1 pseudogene is annotated in these 405 nt (G+C 39.0%); it reads right to left on the reverse strand.

Features of this window, described 5'->3' with window-relative positions:
* Positions 1-405, reverse strand: a pseudogene (locus Z053_RS31765) (hypothetical protein); the annotation flags it as partial.

Genomic DNA, 405 nt, shown 5'->3' on the forward strand with positions numbered 1-405 from the left:
CAGCTCAAAGAAATTATCATAAACCCCTATTTGATCTAGGTGTAATAATTCCTGCCAGATCTCAACCAGGTGCTCCTCTATTCCAGTACGGGGAGCTTCATAAACGTGTTGAGAAAGACTCACCCCATCATCATAATCTGATAAGAAAACCTCTAATAAGGCCTTACCATCTACCTTATCACTCAAATTCGACGGAAACTCTTCAACAATATGATAATGAGAAGGGTGCATATAACTTGGTAACTCCTCTTTACATAATAAATGGAAAACTTCGGTAATTGAAGAGTCTGAAGCATACGATAAACCTTCAGAACTCAATACAAGAAAACATAGTACCAAATCCTGACTGCCAACTCGGTGAACCAACACATGACAATCCTCAACATAAGCATCCTTACGTAAGGC

Origin of the sequence: Aquimarina megaterium XH134 (assembly GCF_000520975.1) — a bacterium.
Lineage (GTDB): Bacteria > Bacteroidota > Bacteroidia > Flavobacteriales > Flavobacteriaceae > Aquimarina > Aquimarina megaterium.